This is a genomic window from Dietzia sp. E1 (assembly GCF_014145015.1).
Lineage (GTDB): Bacteria > Actinomycetota > Actinomycetes > Mycobacteriales > Mycobacteriaceae > Dietzia > Dietzia cinnamea_A.
In genome coordinates this window covers 1-5,626 of the sequence record NZ_JAALDU010000261.1, presented here as the reverse complement: position 1 = coordinate 5,626, position 5,626 = coordinate 1, and the positions used below count along the sequence as shown (strand labels likewise).

Below are 5,626 nucleotides of genomic sequence, written 5' to 3'. Positions count from 1 at the left end.
CCAACCCCAATAGCGCCTTGTTCAGCAGTCTCCTAGACGTTGAAGCGGAACTCCACGACGTCGCCGTCGGCCATGACGTAGTCCTTGCCCTCCATGCGCACCTTGCCAGCCGCCTTGGCGGCGGCCATCGAGCCGGCGGCGTCGAGGTCGTCGAACGAGACGATCTCGGCCTTGATGAAGCCCTTCTCGAAGTCGGTGTGGATGACGCCGGCGGCCTTGGGGGCGGTGTCGCCCTTGCGGATGGTCCAGGCGCGCGACTCCTTGGGGCCCGCGGTGAGGTAGGTCTGCAGCCCGAGGGTGTGGAAGCCCGCGCGGGCCAGCGCGTTCAGGCCGGGCTCGGTCTGGCCGATCGACTCGAGCAGCTCCATGGCGTCGTCCTCGTCGAGCTCCTGCAGCTCGGCCTCGACCTTGGCGTCGAGGAACACGGCGTCGGCGGGCGCGACGGCGGCACTGAGCTCGGCCTTGCGCTCGTCGCTCGTCAGCACCGACTCGTCGGCGTTGAAGACGTAGAGGAAGGGCTTGGCGGTCATGAGGTGCAGGTCGCGCAGGAGGCCGCGGTCGATCTCGTCCTGGGCCTTGAACAGGGTGCGCCCGTCCTCGAGCACGGCTTGGGCCTTGCGGATCTCCTCGAACTGCGCCACCAGCGACTTGTCCTTGCGCGCGTCCTTCTCGATACGCGGCAGCGCCTTCTCGATGGTCTCGAGGTCGGCGAGGATCAGCTCGGTGGCGATCACCTCGATGTCGGCCATCGGGTCGACCTTGCCGTCGACGTGGATGACGTCCGGGTCGTCGAAGACGCGCACGACCTGGCAGATGGCATCGGCCTCGCGGATGTTGGCGAGGAACTTGTTGCCCATGCCCTCGCCGGTGCTGGCGCCCTTGACGATGCCGGCGATGTCGACGAACGACACGACGGCGGGCAGGATCCGCTCGGAGCCGAAGATTTCGGCGAGTCGGTTGAGGCGGGGATCGGGCAGGTCGACCACGCCGACGTTGGGCTCGATGGTGGCGAACGGGTAGTTCGCCGCGAGGACGTCGTTGTTCGTCAGGGCGTTGAACAGGGTCGACTTACCGACGTTGGGCAGTCCGACGATTCCGAGGGTGAGGCTCACGAGGCCACAGTCTACGGACCGCGGCCTGCGGCCCTCCCCCGCGGCCGTCGGGCCGTCACAGGGAGCGCACCGACGCGGCCTCTGACAAGATGACTCCCATGAGCGACGAGCCGAAGCCGCATCCCCCCGTCGAGGATCAGGAACAGCACGTCGACCGGTCCGTACTCATCGGCCTGGGTGGGCGATGGGTCACCGACTGGGCCCTGCGCCTGGCCATCCTGCTGGTCGCGGGTTGGCTCATCTCGCGCATCGGCGGCGCGCTGTGGGTGGGGATCCTGCCGATCCTGTTGGCGCTGATCATCTCCACCGTCCTGTGGCCCGTGACGGGCTGGATGGTGCGGCACAAGGTGCCCAAAAGCCTGGCCGCCATGCTGTCGATCATCGGCTCGTTGGGACTGCTGACCGGCGTCATCGCACTGATCGCCCCGTCGATCGTGTCGCAGAGCGTGCAGCTCGCGGACCAGACCTCCGAGGCGATCACCGAGGTCCAGGACTGGCTGCGGGGACCGCCGCTCAACATCCGTGACGAGCAGCTGGACGGCCTGCTGGACCAGCTCAGCTCGACGCTGCAGGACCGGGGCGACCAGATCGCGTCCGGCGTGTTCAGCGGCGTCAGCGCGGTGGGATCGTTCGTCGTCACCCTGGTCCTGGTACTCGTGCTCACGTTCTTCTTCATCAAGGACGGGCCGCGATTCCTGCCGTTCGTGCGCCGTAACACCGGCCGCACCGCCGGCCGCCACCTCACCGAAGTCCTCACCCGGGCGTGGAACACACTGGGCGGCTACATCCGCGCCCAGGCGATCGTCTCGTTCGTCGACGCCGTGCTCATCGGCCTCGCGCTCGTGATCCTGGGCGTGCCGCTGGCGTGGGCGTTGGCGGTCATCACGTTCATCGCGGGCTTCATCCCCATCGTCGGTGCGTTCACCGCCGGAGCGCTCGCCGTGCTCATCGCGCTCGTGGCCAACGGGTTCACCACCGCGATCATCGTCCTGGTGGTCATCATCGCCGTGCAGCAACTCGAGGGCAACGTCCTCCAGCCGATCCTGCAGTCGCGCGCCATGAACCTGCACCCGGGGGTCATCCTCCTGGGTGTGGCCGCGGGCAGCACGCTCTTCGGCATCATCGGCGCGTTCCTCGCGGTGCCGATCCTCGCCGTGGCCGCGGTGGTCATCCGGTACATCAACGAGCAGATCGATCTGCGCACCGGAGACGTCACCGCCTCCGATCTGGCCTCTGCCACCGACGAGGGCCGCCTGACGGCCTGGCTCGGGGAGATGTCCAGCTCGCGGTTCGCTCCGCTCCGCAAGAGCAGCAACGCCATCATGGCCGGGATGATCGACGAACGACCGGACATCGCCCCGCCGGGCTCGGGCACGTCCGGAGCGCGCACGGCGGCCTCCGCCGCGTCGGCACCGGGTGGTGCGGGGGTCGCCGTGACGGGTGACGACGACGAGGTGGGCGGTGACGCCGGCCTCGCCGCTCCGCCGTTATCGGATCAGCTCCCCCCCGAACCAGGCATCACCGACCCCAAGGCGGTCGACGGCGCGCGACCCTCCCCGCAGGAGGAGGAGGCGGCCAAGCCCAATCCGCTGCGTCGTTTCGGTCGTTTCCTCGCCCGTCGGCTGGGCGGTTAGAGTCATCTCCCGTGAGTAGACGCAGGAGCGGCCGGGTGCCCGCGGACGAGAGGTCCGTGGTCTCCTCGATGCGTGGCCTGCCCGCCTGGACCGCGGTCCTGCTGGCGGTGGCCATCACGCTGACCGGCGTGGCCATCGACTCGGTCTCGGGCGAACTCGGCGCCGGGTTCACCGTCGCGTTCGTCCTCGGGTGCGTGGTGTCGGTGCTCGCGATCTCGCGGCGCTCGCTGTTCGTCGCCGGGGTCCAGCCGCCGATCATCATGACGCTGCTGGTGCCGCTGGTCTACGTCATCTCCGGGGCGGGCTCGGGCGCGGACGTGTTCTCGCGGACGCAGATCGTCTCGGTCGCCCTGCCGTTGGCGACCCGGTTCCCTCTGATGGTCGCCACGACCGTCGTCGTCATCGCGATAGCCCTGATCCGGGCGTTCGTGTTGGAGCCGCGGCCCGCGCGGCCGGCTGCTCCCTACATCCAGCGCACCGCCCCGGCACACGCCCGCCGCTGAGGCGGGGGCGTACCGGGGCGGTGAGTGCCCTCCGGCCCGCGGGGAGCGGGCGGTCGGGTCAGGCCTTCTGCGGCATCCGCAGCTCGCGGGGCAGGGCGAAGGTGATGGTCTCCTGCGCGGTCTTGACGGTCGACACATCGCTGTACCCGTGCTCGTCGAGGAGCTCGAGCACCCCGCGGACGAGGATCTCCGGAACGGACGCGCCGGACGTCACCCCCACGGTGGTGACCCCCTCGAGCCACGCCAGGTCGATCTCGTCGGCGTAGTCCACCAGATGGGCGGCATCCGCGCCGGCCTGGAGGGCCACCTCGACCAACCGCACGGAGTTCGAGGAATTCCGCGAACCCACCACGATCACCAGATCGCACTGGGGCGCCATCGCCTTGACCGCGCTCTGGCGGTTCTGCGTGGCGTAGCAGATGTCATCGGACGGCGGGTCGATGAGCGCGGGGTACTTCTCCTTGAGGCGGCGGACCGTCTCCATGGTCTCGTCCACGCTCAACGTGGTCTGGGACAGCCAGATGAGCTTCTCCGTATCCGTCGGCACCTCGAGGGAGTCGACGGCGTCCGGCCCGTCGACCAGGGTCACCACGTCGGGCGCCTCGCCGGCGGTGCCCTCGACCTCCTCGTGGCCCTCGTGGCCGACCAGCAGGATCTGGTAGCCCTCACGGGCGAAGCGCTTGACCTCGGTGTGCACCTTGGTCACGAGCGGGCAGGTGGCGTCGAAGGTGGTGAGCTCCAACTGCTTGGCGCTCTCCCGGACCGCGGGCGAGACCCCGTGGGCGGAGAACACGAGATTCGCACCCTGGGGCACCTCGTCGGTCTCGTCGACGAAGATCACCCCACGCTTGGTGAAGGACTCCACCACGTACTTGTTGTGGACGATCTCCTTGCGCATGTACAGCGGCGCCCCGTGCTTCTCCAGGGCTTTCTCGACCGTCTCGACGGCTCGGTCGACGCCGGCACAGTAGCCGCGCGGTTCCGCGAGTAGTACCCGCTTGGTTGCCGGTTCGGCGATCATGTCGGTCTGCTCGGTCATGTCACCAGGGTACGGTTCATACTGGATTTCGACCATTACGCCTCCCGCACGCCCCCCGGCAGAGAGGTCCGCATGCTCCGACCACTGTTCCTGACCCGTGCCTCGATCGGTCTGGCCGCCACCGCGGCCGAGCGCGTCGTGGCCCTGCCCGGCCGCGCGATCGAGGCGGTGTCCACGCTGCCCGGCGTGCCCGTGCGGGTCGCCGGCGGCCTGGTGCAGTCGTACCTGCACGCGGGGCAGACCCTCACCGACCTGGCCGTCAAGGGCGACAGGGTGCTCGCCTCGGTCTTCCCCGCCCGGTCGGATCAGCCGGAGTGGGCGACGTTCGACGAGGACGAGACCGAGGAGGTCCTCGACGTGTCCTACCGGGTGTACGGTTCGTCGCGGGCGCCCCGCGGCGGCGGTGACGACGATGACGATCCGGACGTGCCGACGGGCCGCGTCACCCCCCGCGACGCGTGAGCGCCTCCTCCCCCGGCACCCCGAGCAGCCCCGAGTCACCGTGGCCGGTCCGGGTCGTCTCGGACCAGATCGCCGCGTGGATCCACCGCCTGGGCGCGGTGTGGGTCGAGGGTCAGATCACCCAGTTGAGTCTGCGCCCGGGCACCCGCACGGCCTTCCTCACGTTGCGTGACCCGTCCGTCGACAATTCGCTGACGCTGACGTGCCCGCCCCGGCTCATCTCCGAGTCACCCGTCCCGGTCACGGAGGGCAGCCGGGTCGTGGTCCGCGGGACGCCGCGCTTCTACACGGGCCGCGGCTCGTTCTCGCTCCAGGTCTCGGAGATCCGCCCGGTCGGCGTGGGCGAGCTGCTGGCGCGCATCGAGCGGCTCAAGCAGGCCCTGGCCGCGGAGGGCCTGTTCGATCCCCGCCTCAAGCGACCGCTGCCGTTCCTGCCGACGTGCGTCGGTCTGATCACGGGCCGGGCGAGCGCCGCCGAGCGCGACGTGGTCGAGGTAGCTCGTGGCCGCTGGCCGGACGTGCGTTTCGCCGTGCGGAACACGGCCGTGCAGGGCGTGTCGGCCGTGCCCCAGATCCTCGACGCGCTGGCCGAGCTGGACGCGGACCCCGTCGTCGACGTCATCATCCTCGCCCGCGGCGGCGGCTCGGTCGAGGACCTCCTCCCCTTCTCCGACGAGGCGTTGATCCGCGCGATCTCGCGGTGCCGCACGCCGGTCGTCTCGGCGATCGGACACGAGCCCGACTCCCCGCTGTCGGACCTCGTCGCCGACCTGCGTGCCGCCACGCCCACCGACGCCGCCAAGCGCGTCGTCCCCGACGTGGTCGAGGAGCGGCGCCGCATCGCCGAGGCGCGCGCCCGCACCGCCCGGGCCCTGC

General features: G+C 70.1%; 6 protein-coding genes. 4 read left to right on the top strand and 2 right to left on the bottom strand.

Annotated elements, in window-relative coordinates:
• Window positions 1-32: 32 nt before the first annotated feature.
• On the bottom strand, window positions 33-1,112 hold the full coding sequence (gene ychF / locus G6030_RS09475; RefSeq protein ID WP_182642968.1) for a redox-regulated ATPase YchF: 1,080 nt from the start codon (window positions 1,110-1,112) through the stop codon (window positions 33-35).
• 98 nt (window positions 1,113-1,210) lie between these two features.
• Here ychF and G6030_RS09470 point away from each other — a divergent pair, with 98 nt between their 5' ends.
• Together G6030_RS09470 and G6030_RS09465 are read left to right on the top strand one after the other, a co-directional pair.
• Window positions 1,211-2,746 carry an AI-2E family transporter gene (locus G6030_RS09470; protein WP_182642967.1) on the top strand — a complete coding sequence of 512 codons (1,536 nt, stop codon included), beginning with the start codon at window positions 1,211-1,213 and terminating at the stop codon, window positions 2,744-2,746.
• Between the two features lie 11 nt (window positions 2,747-2,757).
• Entirely contained in the window at window positions 2,758-3,249 is a 492-nt protein-coding gene (locus G6030_RS09465) for a DUF6542 domain-containing protein (RefSeq protein WP_347238625.1), read from the top strand.
• Between the two features lie 58 nt (window positions 3,250-3,307).
• Here the strand turns inward: G6030_RS09465 and G6030_RS09460 are convergent, their stop codons facing one another.
• On the bottom strand, window positions 3,308-4,288 hold the full coding sequence (locus G6030_RS09460; protein ID WP_182642966.1) for a 4-hydroxy-3-methylbut-2-enyl diphosphate reductase: 981 nt from the start codon (window positions 4,286-4,288) through the stop codon (window positions 3,308-3,310).
• Between the two features lie 72 nt (window positions 4,289-4,360).
• On the opposite strand from G6030_RS09460, the gene G6030_RS09455 reads away from it, so the two are divergent.
• Entirely contained in the window at window positions 4,361-4,750 is a 390-nt protein-coding gene (locus G6030_RS09455; RefSeq protein ID WP_061227600.1) for a hypothetical protein, read from the top strand.
• A partial coding sequence (gene xseA / locus G6030_RS09450) for an exodeoxyribonuclease VII large subunit (RefSeq protein WP_070721782.1) occupies window positions 4,747-5,626 on the top strand: 880 nt, incomplete at its 3' end. The genes G6030_RS09455 and xseA, both read left to right, overlap by 4 nt.